This window comes from Raoultibacter massiliensis (genome assembly GCF_900199545.1).
GTDB classification, from domain to species: domain Bacteria; phylum Actinomycetota; class Coriobacteriia; order Coriobacteriales; family Eggerthellaceae; genus Raoultibacter; species Raoultibacter massiliensis.
Map to the genome: position 1 here is coordinate 389,653 of NZ_LT962671.1, position 15,262 is coordinate 404,914.

12 protein-coding genes are annotated in these 15,262 nt (G+C 59.3%); 10 read left to right on the top strand and 2 right to left on the bottom strand.

Annotated elements, in window-relative coordinates:
• Nucleotides 1–123: 123 nt before the first annotated feature.
• The 3 genes from C1719_RS15865 to C1719_RS05775 all read left to right on the top strand — a co-directional run bounded on the left by C1719_RS15865 (nt 124) and on the right by C1719_RS05775 (nt 2,391).
• The gene (locus C1719_RS15865) at nt 124–270 is read left to right on the top strand and encodes a hypothetical protein (protein ID WP_219717823.1); all 147 of its coding nucleotides are present in this window, start codon (nt 124–126) and stop codon (nt 268–270) included.
• Nucleotides 271–389: 119 nt separating this feature from the next.
• Entirely contained in the window at nt 390–1,937 is a 1,548-nt protein-coding gene (locus C1719_RS05770; RefSeq protein ID WP_102374251.1) for a fucose isomerase, read from the top strand.
• 37 nt (nt 1,938–1,974) lie between these two features.
• Nucleotides 1,975–2,391, top strand: coding sequence for a hypothetical protein (locus C1719_RS05775; RefSeq protein ID WP_102374252.1), 417 nt, complete (start codon nt 1,975–1,977; stop codon nt 2,389–2,391).
• Nucleotides 2,392–2,540: 149 nt separating this feature from the next.
• Here the strand turns inward: C1719_RS05775 and C1719_RS05780 are convergent, their stop codons facing one another.
• Complete coding sequence (locus C1719_RS05780; RefSeq protein WP_102374253.1) at nt 2,541–4,181, bottom strand: FAD-dependent oxidoreductase; 1,641 nt, start codon at nt 4,179–4,181, stop codon at nt 2,541–2,543.
• 176 nt (nt 4,182–4,357) lie between these two features.
• Nucleotides 4,358–5,560 carry a PucR family transcriptional regulator gene (locus C1719_RS05785; RefSeq protein WP_180963489.1) on the bottom strand — a complete coding sequence of 401 codons (1,203 nt, stop codon included), beginning with the start codon at nt 5,558–5,560 and terminating at the stop codon, nt 4,358–4,360.
• Between the two features lie 202 nt (nt 5,561–5,762).
• Between C1719_RS05785 and C1719_RS05790 the strand changes: the two genes are divergently transcribed.
• The 7 genes from C1719_RS05790 (at nt 5,763) to C1719_RS05820 (ending at nt 15,199) form a co-directional block, all read left to right on the top strand.
• Nucleotides 5,763–6,809 carry a hypothetical protein gene (locus C1719_RS05790; protein WP_102374255.1) on the top strand — a complete coding sequence of 349 codons (1,047 nt, stop codon included), beginning with the start codon at nt 5,763–5,765 and terminating at the stop codon, nt 6,807–6,809.
• Between the two features lie 59 nt (nt 6,810–6,868).
• Complete coding sequence (locus C1719_RS05795; RefSeq protein ID WP_102374256.1) at nt 6,869–7,984, top strand: GTP-binding protein; 1,116 nt, start codon at nt 6,869–6,871, stop codon at nt 7,982–7,984.
• Between the two features lie 46 nt (nt 7,985–8,030).
• Nucleotides 8,031–10,070, top strand: coding sequence for an arsenosugar biosynthesis radical SAM (seleno)protein ArsS (arsS, locus tag C1719_RS05800; protein ID WP_102374257.1), 2,040 nt, complete (start codon nt 8,031–8,033; stop codon nt 10,068–10,070).
• A 411-nt stretch (nt 10,071–10,481) separates the two neighbouring features.
• The gene (locus C1719_RS05805; protein WP_180963490.1) at nt 10,482–12,050 is read left to right on the top strand and encodes an SLC13 family permease; all 1,569 of its coding nucleotides are present in this window, start codon (nt 10,482–10,484) and stop codon (nt 12,048–12,050) included.
• A 25-nt stretch (nt 12,051–12,075) separates the two neighbouring features.
• Nucleotides 12,076–12,363 carry a hypothetical protein gene (locus C1719_RS05810; protein WP_102374259.1) on the top strand — a complete coding sequence of 96 codons (288 nt, stop codon included), beginning with the start codon at nt 12,076–12,078 and terminating at the stop codon, nt 12,361–12,363.
• Nucleotides 12,364–12,415: 52 nt separating this feature from the next.
• Nucleotides 12,416–13,858, top strand: coding sequence for an SLC13 family permease (locus C1719_RS05815; RefSeq protein ID WP_180963491.1), 1,443 nt, complete (start codon nt 12,416–12,418; stop codon nt 13,856–13,858).
• 102 nt (nt 13,859–13,960) lie between these two features.
• Nucleotides 13,961–15,199, top strand: coding sequence for an amidohydrolase family protein (locus C1719_RS05820; RefSeq protein ID WP_180963492.1), 1,239 nt, complete (start codon nt 13,961–13,963; stop codon nt 15,197–15,199).
• Nucleotides 15,200–15,262 lie beyond the last annotated feature (63 nt).

Below are 15,262 nucleotides of genomic sequence, written 5' to 3' on the forward strand. Positions count from 1 at the left end.
TATTAATGACTGAAATAGAGGTTTGTAAAATGAGTGGGTAGTATCGATGCTTTATGCAGCCGGACGGAATGGGGGCGTTGTGGTGGCAGGTGTCGGCTATGAAGCGGAAAACTGCACGGGGGCTTGTTCTTCAAGGTTTTCGACGGCAAGAGGTTCTTCGAAGGATCGCTGCTGGTGGGCAATCGTATTCCGCTGGTGTACGGCGATATGTACGACGAGGTCGTGAGCTTCGCAAAGCTGAAGGGCTTCGAGATTACCGAATGCGCATAGCCGACGGGCGCGGCTGACGTTTTTCGGATTTTGGCAGGTTGCCTCGGATAGGAGGCTGGGTGCAAGGGCACCTGATTTCATTCGGCGAGAAGTATTCTATAGGGAAAGGAAATGGGAGAATGATCGAAAAAGCAAAGGATATCACGCTCAACGTGTTGCCGTTGGAGCTTTTCTGCGAGCACCTTTACTACTACGAAGGACCGTGCCGGTTCGGAAGCGGGGATGCCCTGCGACCCGGATACGATGAGATTGCGTTCGCCGAAAGGGCGAAGAAATTCGTTGCCGACATCGAGGCGCATGTGCCCGAGGGCGTTAACGTGATGGACCCCGTCTTGTTTCGCAGGACCGACGACTGGGACGAACCAGAAGAGCAATGGCGAGCGATGGAGGCCGCTGTCAACGCGGCTGACGTCGTGATTCCCATGGCGGGTGCCGGCGTTCAGGATCTGGCGTTCAAATTCGCTCAGCGCTTCAAGAAAACCATGTGCTATTGTCCGTCATCCGGCGCTTTCAACGTGCCCGATGTTCCGTCTGCGATAGCGGCGCGAGACGTCGACTACGTATGCTATTCGGAGTACCGTTGGGAAGATTTCGTGTTGCGCATGGTGGCGCTTCGTGCGAAAAAGGTCATTGCCCGCACGAAATACCTTTGCGTGACGAGGTTCGATGGCACCCAGTCCGTCAGCCGGCCCGACTCCTTTACGAGTCTCGATCATATTACGCAGCGGTTCGGTACGCGTTTCCATTTTGCCAACATACACGAGTTCTTCGACTGCATGGGAGAAGCTGTGCCCGAGGGCAACCATACGACGCCGGGGCGGAAAACCCTCAACGTTGACGAGGACGACTTGAAAAGGGCGAACGAAATCTGCGACGAGCTGATCGACGGAGCCGAAAGCGTCGGCATGAGCCGTGAGCTGATGTTTCCCTCCGTTGTGGCGTACGTGCTCACACAGAAGTACATGGATCGCTTTGACTGCAACGCCTTTTCGATCCCCTGTCCCGACGCATGTTCGACGAGAAGGCTCAACGAGGGAAAATTCACCATGTGTTTGACCCATGCCCTCAATGCGGAAGCCGGCATTCCGTCGTCATGCGAATACGACCTGCCCGCCGCGCTTTCCGAGCAGGCGTTGATTGCCGTCTCGGGTATGAGCCCCTACATGGGAAACACATGCCCTATTCCCGTGCTCGACGGGCATTTCAAGCATGTGTTCGGCGCGACCGAAGAGCAGCTTGAGGAGCTTGCGAAAGATCCCGAGAACATCGACAGACTCTGGATGACCCAGCACTCCGTTGCCCACCGATGCCACCCCGACGCGAACGCGCATGCGCCTTACGGCATCGCTCCGTTCGCCTACGATCAGAAATTCGGCGCAACGCTGCGCTACGATTTCTCTCGCGACAAGGGCGCGTGCATTACGCTGTGCAAGTTTTCGCCTGATGGCGGCAAGATGTTCATCGGGAAAGCGGAAATCGTCGAGAGCAGCGGAAAAGACAGGGAGAACTGTACGCAGCTGGTGTTTTACCGTTTCAAGGATTCGCTTGCCGCGCATCGCGCGCAATGCAAGGTGGGCATCCATATAGCGCTTGTGTACGGCGACTACACCAAGGAGCTTATGGCGTTGGCTGAGGCGCTCGGCATCGAACCGCTTGTTGTCGAGTAAGGCTGCAGGCGAGCGCAACCGTTGAGAAAGGCATCCGATGCTGCAGGAGAGCATACGCAGGGCCGCCGATGAATCTCAGGCCGAGATCGACCTCATCCTGAGCCAGGAGAGGCTCACCTACCCGTTTTTCAGCGAGCATCTTCGCAGGTTCGTGCTCATTCGCTACGCTCTCGATCCTTCGGATTGCGAGGGGACGGATGACTTGGACAAGCTGACGCTGATCAGCTTGTCCAAGACCCTGAAGATGTCCAAAGACCTGGTTGCTGATTACGAGGCTGGGCAGAACTGCGATGGGGCAACGTCTGCTACGGTCAAGCGGTCGTTGCTTCTCATGAAAATCCAAAAGGCGTTTTCCATCGAGTTGTCGCTGCCGGACCTGATGGGAATCGACACTCTCGAAGATGTCGCGCGTGCCGTCTGGAGGCATCTTCCGATATCGAGCAAAGGTGCTTGAGGCGACCCGTCTTCTCCCCTTAGACGGCGGTATTGGCTGACGGCGGGATACGGGTCTTCTCGGTTCGGGCCGCACAGCGGGCAAAACCGGGAAGAAGGCCGCCGGGCTGGCGCCGACGGCCTTCTTCCTAAAGCTGCGCGGTGCGACGCTTACCCCATCATGCTCTTTGCGGCATAGCGTCCGAAGGTTACAGCGCGTCCGCAGCTTGCGGCACCGAGCCAGAGCGGATAGTCGTTGCCGAAGAAGTTGCCCGACACGTTGCCCGCCGCATACAAGCCTTCGATCGGCTGCTCTTCGAGGTCAAGTACTTGGAGCCCCTGGTTCACGTGGAGGCCGCCGAGGATGGTCAGCACGCCGGGGACGCGTTTGATGGCGTAGAAGGGCGCTTTCTCGATCTTCGAGATCTTAAGGTAGTCGGGGTTCTTGCCGAAGTCCTCGTCTTCGCCTTTGTCGACGAGGGCGTTGTAGCGCTCGACCGTTTTGAGGAAGTCGTCTTTCGGCACGCCCATCATGCCGGCGAGCTCCTCGAGGGAATCGGCTTTCATGATGGCTCCGCGCTCGAGCGCATCGTCCCATTCCGCTTGGTTGTCGCCCGAAACGGTCCAGCGCATGAAATCGCCGCCGAAATCATTCCAATGCTGGTTGTAGTCGGCGTCGGTTACCTGGAACCGGGTGCTTTCGGGTTGCAGGATGCATTGGTTGACGATGTAAGGGTAGTCGGTGTCCTCGTTTTGGAAGCGCTGCCCGAGCTTGTTGACGGCAAGCCAAGGGGTTCCCGAAAACGGCGCGTCGCCTTCGGGCAACGGGCTCGGATCGAAATGGATCATCGGCGCGTGGGCCGGCTTGTCGATCGAGGCCCCCGCCCACATGGCCATCTTGTGTCCGCCGCCGGTGTTCGAGGCGGGGAAGTATGTGTTGGGAAGGTCGACGCAAAACGGTGCGAACGCCTTGACCATTTCGGGATCGTTGCCGTAGTCGCCTGTGGCGAGCAGCACGCCCTTTCCCGCATTGAACTTGACGTATCCTTTGGGATCTCCCTTTGTGCGGTTGCCGATGACGCCGGTCACGCGATCGCCTTCCTTGACGAGCTGCACGCCCTCGGTGTTGTAGTAGACCTGGGCGCCGCCCTCGACGGCTTTGTCGAGGATGGCTTCGAGCATGGCGGTCTGCTGGCCCACCCAGGCATGAGCGAAGGGCGGCTCGCCCATCATGCCCTGGAATTCGACGATGCCGTCGGTTTCGGCCATGAGCCAGTCAACGGTTTCTCCGCTGTTGTCCATGAATATCTTGAGCACGCGCTCATCGGCTTTGCCGCCGTTGAGCTTAGCGTAGTTCGCCTGCACTTCGGCCACGTCGTATTCGACGCCGATCGAGGCTTGGTATTTCGAATTGACCGCACCGGTGCTCCAGCCATGGCTGATGAACACCGATTCGTTTTGCAGAATGGCGACGCTCGCGCCTGCCTGCACGGCTGTGAGCGCTGCGGTGATACCCGCCGTACCCGCTCCGACGATGACTACGTCGGCATCGATCGTCTCGACGATGTCGGCGTCGGCGATGGGCTCGGGTGCGTTTTCAACCGTCCAGGTTTTAACCAGTTCGCCACTCGCGTCGGCGTTGCCCGTTTGCGGCTGCTGGTTCGCGTCGGCTCCGGCGCTTTCGCCTTGCGCTCCCGGAGCGCACCCGCCGAGCAGGCCCAAAGCGGCGAAGCTCGCTACGCCGATGCCCGTCCCTTGCAAAAAGCTGCGGCGCGAAAGAGACGTACGCTGGTTGTTTTCCTTGTTTTCCATGATGGTGCTCCTCCCTTGCTTTTTGCGGTCGAGCTGTTCGACCGCTGCATGGGAAGACCTTACGATGATCGCCGGCGAAGAACTAGTGTAGCGAACGCTGGTCTTGTTTGTGCGATCCTACAAAACAAGAGATCGACCAGGCGATTTATGACGTATCTCCCACGTGTGCCGCACGGTCACGCATCGGCCTGTTCGCTGCTCAGCAAATCGTACAGTTTGACGATGATGAAGAAGTTCGCGCGCACGGCTTGCTCCGAGAAATCCGAATCGAGCAGTTCGGCTATTTTGTCCATGCGGTAGCGAAGCGTGTTCACGTGGATGAACAGAAGCTTCGATACGTCGGTCCATCGAAATGAATGATCGAGCATGAGCCTGAGCGTATTCATGAGCGGGGTGCCGTGCGCCGCTTCGAAGTCGATCACGGGTTTGAGGGTCTGCTTGCAGTAGCGTCGAAGCGCTTCGTGGTCGGTGTCGAGCAGGATGGCGAAGATGCCGAGCTGCGCATAGCGGATGATGTCATCCTCCTTGCCGAGCAGCCATCCGAGCTCGAGCGCTTCCTTCGCCTCCCGCAGGCTCGTACCGAGCTGGGGGAACGGGTAGCTGCGGCCGATGCCGATCGAGGTGACGATGCCGTTGTAACGGTCGTGGACGGCCTTGTGGTAGGCGAGGTCGTAAAAGTGTCGGTGGGGCATCTTGCGGCCTTCGTCATCGACGGCGTAGTCGCTGGGGAAGATGTGGATGAACCCCTCGTCGATGCCGATGTCGATAACGTCGGAGGCGTGCTGTTCACGCAGGTACTGCCGTACCGATTCGGAGGTCGATGCCCAATCGTAGTGCTGGTCTCCGCCGCCGATCCGCGTGATTGTGATGAAGAAGGATCCGGTTTCGTCGATTTGCAGCTGGCGGGTTGCAAGGTAGTCGGCCAGCCCTTGCGCGCCGTTTTCGAAAAGCTTGGCGGAGGCATCGTCTCTCATGGCTCTGATCATGCGCTGCGACGAGAGATAGCTTGCCAGATGGTAGGTGAGCGGAGCGCTCACTTCGTCGAGGACCGAAACGGTTTGTTCGACTGCAGCCTCCTTTACGGGTGCGAGCACGATCGATGCGAATGCGCGGCCGAGAGGAATGAAGTAGGTAAGCCGGTTGCTCCGCGCATCGAAGCGATAGCGCTTTTCGCCTGGCTCGGATTCGGCCGCTTCGGCTGGATTTCCCGTGGGGCCAGTCGCATCGGCTGCAGCGGGGTAGAGCAACTCACGGTCGGGACCGATTACGAGCGCTTTGCAGCGACAGGTTTGCTCGAGGTATGCTCCTGCGTAGCCGAACCCCTCTTCTGCGAGACGCTCCATGAACTGAAACGACGAATCGCGCATTTCGTGCGGCATGGTTCCTCCCTTGCGGCATCTATGGGCGGCATCGCGTACCGTCCGCATTCAAGGGTAGCAGAATCTGCCGCGTCGATGTCGGTCGGATGAAAAATGCAACCGAGCGCTTGATTCGTTAATAGATTATGTCCTATAGTGGCATTTCACAATTATAGTATATGGTCTTATGAAATCAAGACGACAGACGAGGATCGGTGAGCGCATGGAATTGGACAAAAGAGTTGCTGAAATAGTGGCAAAGGCGTATGCGGGGGAAGCGGCGACCGAAGAGGAGTGCGTCTATCTGCTCGGGTTCGGCGAGGCTTCGCCCGAGGCGTTTGCGGTGCGGGCGGCGGCTGCGAGCATCGTGCGCGCCCGCACTGATAACACAGCGGTTATCTTCGGCCAGATCGGAGTGGAGTGCTCCCCGTGTACGGCCGATTGCGATTTCTGCTCGTTTGCCGCAAGCACGACCGGCTTCGAGGCAATGCGTCTTGACGACGAGACGATCGTCGAGAAGATCGATGGCTTTTGCAAGGACGGTGATCTGTACGGCCTGTGGCTTATGACCATGCACGAATACGATCTCGAATACTACCTTCATGTGTTGAAGCTGGCCCGCGAACACGCACCTGCCGAGACGAACATCTACACCAACGTGGGCGATACGAGCTACGAGGATTTCTGCAAGATGAAAGAGGCGGGAGCATCGGGCGTCTACCATATCTGCCGCCTCGGCGAAGGCGAGCACACGAAGCTCGATCCCGAAGCTCGCTTCCAAACGATGGAAAACGCGCGCAGGGCGGGTCTTGCGATCCTCGATGCCGTCGAGCCGATCGGGCCCGAGCACACGCCCGAACAGCTTGTTGAAAAGATGTTCCTCACCAAACGTTTCCACTCCATACAGACCGGCTCGATGAAGCGCATTGCGGTTCCCGGCACGCCGTTTGCCGACAAGGGCGAGATCAACCACTTCACGCTCTCCCAGATCGTATCGGTGCAGTGCCTCGCCCTGCTCGATATGGAAACGCTGCCGTGGATCGGCATCCACGAGCCCTGCGAGGCGGGGTATCTTTCGGGTGCGAACCTCATTTCGGCGGAAACGGGCGTGAACCCTCGCGATACGGCGGAGGATACTTCCGCAAGCCGCGGCCTCGACATGGATGCGAGCCGCCGCGTGCTCTTCGAGGCGGGCTTCACCCACCTGTGCAAAGGCGACGGCACAAAGGTGCCGTTGACCATGGAATACATCGAAGGTTGCAATCGATAGCGTACGATAGGGCATAAACGATGCCGCACCCGAGGGTGTCGAACCAGGAGGAAGCGAGTATGGCAAAAGCAAGATTCATGGTAGTAAGCGGGTTTCTCGGCGCAGGCAAAACCACTTCGATGATCGCGTTTTCCCGCTGCATCAACGAAAAACACGGTAAATCGGCGATCATTGCAAACGATCTCGGTGCCAAAAACCTCGTCGATGCCGACTACACGGCAACGACCGACCTGTCGATTACCGAGATCACGGGCGACTGCATCTGCTATCAGACGGAGAACCTCGTCGACAAGCTCAACCGACTTGCCGACGGCGGAGCCGACGTGATCATGTCTGATATTCCCGGCTGCGGCATCGGGGCTCTTGATCATGTGTATCTGAAGCTGAAAGACGAGTATCCAGGGGAATTCGACCTCATGCCGTTCACCTGCGTCGTCGATCCCGAGCGCTTGCGCATGATCCTGCCCGAGCGGGCAACCATCAACCTGCCCGAAGAGATGCGGTTCTTGCTTGACGCGCAGATGGCCGAGGCCGATCTCATCGTGCTGAACAAGATCGATATGCTCTCGGCAGAGGAGCTTGCCGCCGATGTCGATTTCATCAAGACCGCCTATCCCGACATCCCGGTGATGACCATGTCTGCGAAGACGAACGACGGCGTTGCGGCCGTGGTCGATTACCTCATGGCGCACGAGGCGGCGGCCGAGCACCGCGAAATCGGATACGGCACCCCCGAATTCTTAGCGGCTGAAGAGAAGATGTGCTGGTACAACCGTCGTTTCTTCGCTAAGAGAACCGACGAGGCCAATATCGACTTCAACGGCGTGGTCGATGATTTCATGGAGGCCATTCGCGACGGGCTCATCGAGGCGAAGCGCAACGTTCCCCATCTGAAGCTGTTTGCGGCGGGCGAGGGCGATGATTTCGTCAAGGCGTCGCTGGTGGGCGTCGATTACGACATCGAGTACGAGCGCAAGCTCGAGCACGAATACACCGCGATGTCCATCGTCGTGAACGCGCGGGCGGTTTGCGAATCCGAGACGATGGCCGCCATTGTGGATGAAGCGATCAAGGCGATCGAGGAAAAGCACGGTCTTGCGTGCCACGTGCTGTTCACCGAATGCTTCGGCATGATGGATGAAGGCCGCGGCAACGGGGGTCGCGCCTCTCGCTGACCCGCTGCGCCGGGGTTGCGCTCGAATACGAAAGGGAGCTGACGGCATGAATGAGGCTACAACGGTGCACGATCAGGTGCGCGAGTACTACGGGCGCGTGCTCGGCGGGTCTGACGACCTTAAAACCGACGCGTGCTGCTGCGCAACCGATGCGCCGCCCAAGTACGTGCTCGACGTCATGGGGCTTGTCGCCGACGAGATCGTCGAGCGCTTTTACGGATGCGGGTCGCCCATACCGCCTGCGCTCGAAGGCGCAACGGTGCTCGACCTTGGTTGCGGCACCGGGCGCGATGTGTACGTCATATCCAAACTCGTCGGCGAAAACGGGCGCGTGATCGGCGTCGATATGACGCCCGAGCAGCTTGAAGTCGCCGAGCGCTATCGCGAAGAACAGGCGAAGCGATTCGGGTTTTCCTCATCGAACGTCGAACTCAAGTGCGGTTACATCGAGGATCTCGCCTCGCTCGGCATCGCCGACGAAAGCGTCGATGTGGTCGTGTCGAACTGCGTCATCAACCTCTCGCCGTTCAAGGATCTCGTGTTTTCCGAGATATACCGGGTACTCAAACCCGGCGGCGAGCTGTTCTTCTCCGATGTGTTCTCCGACCGACGCATCCCCGAAGCGCTGCGCGACGATCCTGTGCTTCGCGGGGAATGCCTGGGCGGGGCGCTGTACCTTGAGGACTTTCGCCGCATGATGGCGTCGCACGGGTGGGAGCGCTACGCGTTCACGGTCGTCGACGACATCCGTGTAGGCGATTTCGCGCTCGAGACCAAGCTCGGGTTCATCGGGTTCACGTCGCGTACGGTGCGGGCGATCAAAGCGACGGGCCTTGAGGACGGCGAAGAGGACTTCGGGCAGAGCGCGATCTACACCGGCGCGATACCCGAGACGCCGCGCTACTTCGATTTCGATGCCGATACGCGGTTCATCAAGGGTAAGCCGCGGGCTATCAGCGGAAACACGGCTCGTATGCTCGAACAGTCCCGCTATGGCGTTGCATTCGAGATAACGCGGGCGGGCAAGCACCGAGGGAGGTTCGATACGCCGCGCGCGCAGGAAGCGCTTGAGGTACGGAAGGGTGCGAAGAAGGTCGATCTTGCGCTGCTCGAACGCGCATGCGAACGATGCGGCATAACCCCGTTCGACGAGCGGGTTGGCGAGCCATCGCTGCTGCGCGCCCGCGAGGCGCCCTCGACTATGCAGGTGAACATCTGCTATGCATGCAACCTCGCTTGCAGGCATTGCTACCTCGAGTGCGGCCCGACTCGCACCGAGAGCATGTCGCGCTCGACCATGGAGGCGTGCCTGAGCGCGTTTTCCGCAGGCGGGTTCAAGGTGCTCGATATCACCGGCGGATCTCCCGAGTACAATCCCGATTTCGAGTGGTTTCTGCGCGAGGGGGCGAAACTCGGCAGCACCATCGTGCGCACGAACGCGACGCTTTTGTGCAAGCCCGAATACGAGCGCCTCATGGATGCGTTCGCCGAAACGCGCTCGCGCGTGGTGATATCGCTTCCGTTCTACAACGGCGACGGCACCGACGCCCAACGCGGTCGCGGCGCGTTCGAAAAGGCAGTGCGCACGATCAGGCGCCTGAACGAGCTGGGCTACGGGCGCACAGGAGAGTTGCCGCTCGACATCGTCTACAACGTGGCGGGGCCGTTCCTGCCGCCCCCGCAGGAGCTTGTGGAAGAAGCGTACAAGGAAGTGCTTTCCCGCGAGCAGAGCATCGAGTTCGACGGCTTGCTCGCGTTCAACAACTACGCGCTCGGCCGCTTTGCCGCCGACCTCATGGAAGCGGGCATGTTCGACGAATACCTCGGTCTTTTGGCTGATAGCTTCAACGCCCTCGCCGTGACGCGCATGATGTGCCTCGACCAGGTGAACGTCGATGTGGATGGCACGCTGTACGATTGCGAGTGCAATCACGTACTGGGGCTTCCCCTTCTGCTCGATGGGCGTGCGGCAACCGTCGCCGATCTGGCGTGCGGCGCATTCGGCGCACGCCAGATCAGGACGAACCCCATCTGTTACAGCTGCGCAGCGGGTTCGGGTTCGAGCTGCGGCGGCAGTTTGGTGTAGCGCGCACGGTCTTTTCGCGCCTGTCTCGGCGGCCCGCATGGCGATGCGGGCCGCTTTTGGATTCGCATCCCTTGCATGGCGGCTCGCTTTACGGTTTCGAGCCATTTCGGCATGCATTGCCATCCCCGATTCCAGAATGGAATAGCCGGTCCTTCCGTCACCTGCGGCTCGCTTTTCATGTGTCGATCCCTTCCGTCGTATCGGCAGCCGAAATCGGTTCGGCTGATTAGCTTTCCTTTTTGGAATAGCCCATGTTTTTTGTGATACGCCACCCGATCGCCGTCGCCCATACAATGCTCGCAACGGCAATGGCGAGGTTTCGGGATCGCGGCAAACGGTAGTGCTGCCGTCTATGCGATGTCGTGCGGCGGTGGGGTGTCGCGCCGGTTGAAGATGCATCCGGATTCCACAATGCGAACGGTATTGAGCTATGGGGGTGGTTTGGTGTCTGCGCTTATTCAAGAAACCGATCGGCAGAAATCTGCCGCATCGCCTATCGACGGGCTTTCCCTGCCTAGGGAAAGCGACGGGGCGGCGGCTGCAACGGGTCATTTGCAGCCGAAAGGATCGTTTCCCCTCAAACGCGTTATCGGAGCGGTGCTTGCCGCGCTCATCGTCGTCTCCTCTTGCCTTGTTCCCGGCACCGAGAGCCTTTCTCGCGAGGGCGTCATGGCGATCGGCGTGTTGCTGGCTTCGGTTGCCATGTGGTTTTGCGGCACGATGCCGCAGGGCGTCGTCGGGCTCGTCGGCATTGTTTTGCTGGTTTTTCTCGGCGTCGTTCCTTCGTTGACCGAAGCCCTATCGGGGTTCACATCCGCCACTACCTGGTTCATCCTCTGCGTGTTCTGCATGACTGCCATCATGCAGAAGAGCACGTTGGGCCTCAGGCTTACGCGTGCGCTGATCGGATGGGCGGGCGCGAACTCCCGCAAGCTCGTGTTCGCCTTCATGCTGGGAACGGCGGTCGCCTCGTTTTTCATGACCGATACGGGGGCGGTCGTGCTTGGCATGAGCATGGCGCTTCCCTTGCTGAAGGCGGTCGATGCGAAGCCCGGCTCTTCGAATCTGGGCAAGTGCCTCATGCTGGGCGTTGCGTTCGCCGGCGTTCTCGGCGGGTTCGCCTTGCCGTGCGGCCATTCGCTCAACATCCTCGGCATCGGCATCATGGAGTCGACCGTAGGGGAGACGGTGAGCTTTCTTGGATGGATGCTCGTCGGCATTCCCATCTTCGCCGTGATGCTGCCCGTTACCTGGTGGCTTCTGACGCGGGTTTTCCCTCCCGAAAGCATCGCCGACAAGAAGGGCGTCATCGAGGCGAACACCGCTTCGTGCGGCGCATGGACCGCAAAGGACAGGAAATCCATCTGCGTTGTCGTTTTGCTGCCCATCCTGTGGATTGCCGGCAACTGGATCGGCGCGCTGAATACCACGATCGTCGCGATGGTGGGTGTGGCGCTGCTGTTCTTGCCGGGCATGGACCTCATGTCGTGGCGCGAGTTTCAGGATATTGCAGGTTGGAACGTGTTTTTGTTCTTCGGAACCGTCATGTGCCTGGGCAACGCCGTGTCGTCCACGGGCGGTACCGATTTCATTGCAACCCTGTTCTTGAACAGCGGTGTTTTGGAAATACATCCGTTCCTCGTGCTGCTTATCGTGGGATACGTGATGTACATCATCCATACGTTCTGCCCGGTTGCGCCGGCGCTCTGCCTGCTGTTCTTGCCGCCCTTGCTGCTGTGGGCGCAAACGGTTGGCGTGCCCACTGTCATACCGGTATTCGTCGTGGCGTCGATTACGGCGGGCAGCTTCCTCGTGCCGCTGAATCCAACCATCGTGATCACCTACGATCAGGGCTATTACAAGTTCGGTGAAGTCGCCAAAGGCGGTTGGCTTTCGGCGGCCATCTTCGTGTTCGTAACGGTGTGCTGGTCGTTTCTCGTCTGCGACGTTATGGGGCTTGTCCAGGCGATCCCGCTGTAGCGGGCGCAACCGAAAGGAAAAAGGTATGGATCAGCAAATTATCACGTATGCGATCGGTCTGGCCGTGGTGGTCGTTTTGGGCGCGAGCTACCTGCGCTTCAAGCGGCACGAAGGGGAAGGCGAAGCCGAATCCTCGACGAGCATCAAGCAGACCATGGCCGAGGCTCGGGAATACTTCGGCATATCGCCAAAAGACGAGGACGATCGTCTGGCTCGAACGCTCGATCTGACGCCCATGAAGATGCTTTCGGGTGTGTTTGCACCTCCGCGTAAAAAGAAATCGTTGCAGGATGAGAAGAAGGAAAAGGAGTGATTGGGAAAGGAATTCGTCAAGGCATCTGTTCACTGAGATTGGAAGGGGAATTATGAGTAAAGAAGCGGCTGTGCCAGCGGGTACAGCAAAGAAGGGCCTGACCAAGCGCCTCGTTGGTTTTGTGCTCGGAATCGTCGTTTTGGTTGCGGCGATGATGATCCCGGGAAACGAAGAACTCTCCCACGAGGCCATCATGTCGCTGGGCATCCTGCTGTTCGCCGTGGTGTTTTGGATTTTCGATACGCTGCCGGTGGGCGTGACCGGTCTTCTGGGTGCCATTTTGCTCGTGGTGCTCGGCGTTGTGCCTGATTTCGCGACGGCGTGGAGCGGGTTTACCGCCTCGACCGTGTGGTTCATCTTCGGCGTGTTCGTGATGACAGCCATTATGATCAAGACGACGCTTGGCCGCCGCTTGGTGCGCGGGCTCGTGTCGAAGGCGGGCACCAAGTCGAAGTCTGTTGTTTTGGCATACATGATCGCTACGGCCATCGTGTCCATGTTCATGACCGATACCGGCGCGGTTGCCGTGGGCATGGCGCTTGCGCTGCCGTTCCTCAACGCGATCAACGCAAAGGAAAAGAAGAAGAATCTCGGGCGCTGCTTGGCGATAGGCATTGCGTTTGCGGCCATCATCGGCGGCTTCATCACGCCGTTCGGCCACTCGCTCAACATCCTGTGCGCTGGATTGCTTACCTCCGCGTATGGCGTCACCATCGGATTCTTCGAGTGGGTCATCCCCGGCCTCATCATCGCCGTCATCATGATTCCCGTTTTGTGGGTAATCCTGTGCAAGGTGTTCCCGCCCGAGGATCTTTCGCCCGAAGAAGCGGCGCTTGTCGCCGACAAGGACGATGCGCCCATGACCGCTCTGGATAAGAAGTCGCTCGTTTACATGATCGTGCTCATCGCGGGCTTCGTTGCAGGCAACTGGGTTCCCGTCCTTTCGAACGTGAACGTCATCATGATCATGCTGGCTGTTGCGTTTGTTCCCGGCATCGACATCCTCAACTGGAAAGAATTCCAGGATGCGGAGGGCTGGGGCGTTGTCCTCATGGTCGGCGGCGTCATGTGTATGGCGAACGCCGCAGCTTCGACGGGTGCTGCGGCCTATATGGTCAACCTGTTCCTGAATAGCGGAATCATGGGCATCAACACGCTGCTTGCGCTCATTATCATCATGGCGGTCGCCTACCTGGTCCATACGGTCGTTCCCGCGGCGCCGGCGCTTTGCGCCCTGTTCGTACCTCCGGTCATGGGCTTCTGCGTTGCATCGGGCATTTCTCCGGCTATTTTCGCCATGCTGATGGCATCGGTTACGGCGGGCAGCTTCTTGCTTCCTCTGAGTCCGCCCATGATGGTTTCGTACAGCGAGGGCTATTACACGACCTCGGAGCTTACGAAAGCGGGCTGGCTGAGTTCGGTGGTGTACGTGCTCGTCGAGGTTTTGGTGCTGTATTTCATCGGCGGCATGCTGCTGCCCATCGTTGCGGCGTAAGCGCAGCCGAGCTTCCATATTGTGTTCTTCGAGAGCTGCAGCCCGATTAGGCGTCGGGTTGCAGCTTCTTCGGTTACCATGCGCTATGAAAGGATGGTTCCCATGCTTGCGTTCGTACATGCGAATTTGATCGATGGCACCGGGAGGGATCCCCGGCCGTGCTCTACCGTTTTGATCCAAGGCGGGTCGATAATCGCCGCAGGAGCCGACGTCGATGTTCCCGTTGGATCCGTTGTCGTCGATTTGCGAGGGAAGACGTTGCTGCCCGGATTCATCGATGCCCATCTGCATCTCGGCGGATCGGACTCCCTTGATGACCGCATGGGCAACCACGGTCGGCATTTTACTTGGGACTATTCGTACAACATAGCCCGATTGCTGGCTTGGGGCGTAACGGCGGTTCGCTCCGGGGGCGATTGGACGCCCGAGATCCTTGAGTTTCGCGATGAGGTGGAGGCGGGCGCCGTGCGCGCTCCTCATATCGTCGCCCCGGGTCGTTTCGTCCAGGCGTACGAAGGGCATCCGCTGAGCACCGTGTACATGAACGACCCCGCCATCATGCAGAATGCCTGCGTGCTCATCCACGAGGGGGATGGAGCGGACCGCATCGGGGCTTCGGTGCGACGAGCCGTAAGCGAGGGGGTCGATATGGTGAAGGTGTTTTGCGGGGACGACGACAAGCTGCGCTATCCCGACGATACGACCGTGCCCTCTTTGACTGACGAGCAGCTCCGCCTTGTGGTTCGCTTCGCCCATGAAGCTGGCAAGCGTGTCATGTGCCACATTGACGACCTGTGCGACATGGGCAGAGCAGTCGATGCCGGGGTCGATACCGTCGAGCACGTCTGCAATGTGTGCACGGACCCGGATCAGGAGATCGGCGAGGAGCTTCTCGCCAAACTGGTCGAGCACGGGGTTTGCGTGACGCCGACCATCGTAGCTACCGCAGAGCACGAGGAGCACGGTTTCGCAAACGGGGCGCCTCCCGTTGCCCCCGCGGCGCGCAGAGCCGTATCCAAGATGATCCAGGCGGGCGTTCGCATCGGGGTGGGAACCGATGCGGGCATCCCGTTCGTTGCATACGGCGAATCGCTGCACCGCGAAATGCGGGAGCTCGTGGGGTGCGGCATGACGCCGCTGCAGGCTGTTTCTGCGTGCACGGGCGGGAATGCGAAGATTCTGCAGCGGGATGCGCTTTACGGTACGGTGGAAGCCGGGAAGCTCGCCGACTTGGTCGTTCTCGGCAGCGATCCTTTAGATGACATTGAAAACACGCGCGATATCGCCCTTGTCATGCGTGCGGGAAGGGTGGTCGTCGACAACGGAATTTTGAGCGAATGACGGAATCGGTATAATGGGCGGGTGCGCACAACCGAAATACGGGCAGCATGCATGGTTTGGGGG

What these genes read in the sequence shown, in the direction of transcription:
- C1719_RS05770 (WP_102374251.1), top strand. Translation starts at nt 390, where the DNA reads ATGATCGAAAAAGCAAAGGATATCACGCTCAACGTGTTGCCGTTGGAG.
- C1719_RS05775 (WP_102374252.1), top strand. Translation starts at nt 1,975, where the DNA reads ATGCTGCAGGAGAGCATACGCAGGGCCGCCGATGAATCTCAGGCCGAG.
- C1719_RS05780 (WP_102374253.1), bottom strand. Translation starts at nt 4,181, where the DNA reads ATGGAAAACAAGGAAAACAACCAGCGTACGTCTCTTTCGCGCCGCAGC.
- C1719_RS05785 (WP_180963489.1), bottom strand. Translation starts at nt 5,560, where the DNA reads ATGCCGCACGAAATGCGCGATTCGTCGTTTCAGTTCATGGAGCGTCTC.
- C1719_RS05790 (WP_102374255.1), top strand. Translation starts at nt 5,763, where the DNA reads ATGGAATTGGACAAAAGAGTTGCTGAAATAGTGGCAAAGGCGTATGCG.
- C1719_RS05795 (WP_102374256.1), top strand. Translation starts at nt 6,869, where the DNA reads ATGGCAAAAGCAAGATTCATGGTAGTAAGCGGGTTTCTCGGCGCAGGC.
- arsS (WP_102374257.1), top strand. Translation starts at nt 8,031, where the DNA reads ATGAATGAGGCTACAACGGTGCACGATCAGGTGCGCGAGTACTACGGG.
- C1719_RS05805 (WP_180963490.1), top strand. Translation starts at nt 10,482, where the DNA reads ATGCGAACGGTATTGAGCTATGGGGGTGGTTTGGTGTCTGCGCTTATT.
- C1719_RS05810 (WP_102374259.1), top strand. Translation starts at nt 12,076, where the DNA reads ATGGATCAGCAAATTATCACGTATGCGATCGGTCTGGCCGTGGTGGTC.
- C1719_RS05815 (WP_180963491.1), top strand. Translation starts at nt 12,416, where the DNA reads ATGAGTAAAGAAGCGGCTGTGCCAGCGGGTACAGCAAAGAAGGGCCTG.
- C1719_RS05820 (WP_180963492.1), top strand. Translation starts at nt 13,961, where the DNA reads ATGCTTGCGTTCGTACATGCGAATTTGATCGATGGCACCGGGAGGGAT.